The sequence below is a fragment of the Neobacillus niacini genome (genome assembly GCF_023715785.1).
GTDB classification, from domain to species: Bacteria; Bacillota; Bacilli; order Bacillales; family Cytobacillaceae; genus Neobacillus; species Neobacillus niacini_E.
Genome location: NZ_JAMBOX010000079.1, coordinates 1 through 440, shown reverse-complemented (window position 1 = coordinate 440; position 440 = coordinate 1). Strand labels below are relative to the sequence as shown.

General features: G+C 47.3%; 1 pseudogene. It reads left to right on the top strand.

Annotation, left to right across the window (positions count from 1 at the left end):
• Positions 1 to 440 (top strand): annotated as a pseudogene (locus M3234_RS28930) (hypothetical protein); the annotation flags it as partial.

Below are 440 nucleotides of genomic sequence, written 5' to 3'. Positions count from 1 at the left end.
ATTTTATTGAGCCGAGTCATGCCATTTGGGCAACGGTTGCCGTATTGGTCGCTACTTGTCCTTGCGCCTTGTCATTGGCCACGCCCATTGCATTAACCGTTTCTACCAATCGATTAGCAAGCCTGGGGTTTTTAGCGACGCGCGGGCATACCATTACCACACTCGCTGAAGTCACCCATGTGGCGTTTGATAAAACCGGTACATTGACGTACGGTCAACCCAATTTGATGGCGATTGAAACGCTGGATGTGTCGTATGGTGTTAAACAAAATCCGTCAGTGGATTTTACTGAAGATGACGCCAAAAACGAAGACGAGATAAAAAACCATTTTTTAAGTATTGCAGCGAGCCTTGAAGTGGGTAGTCGTCACCCCATTGCCCATGCGTTATTGACAATGACTCGGCAAATGCATTTGCCCACTACCAGCGATTTGGTACAC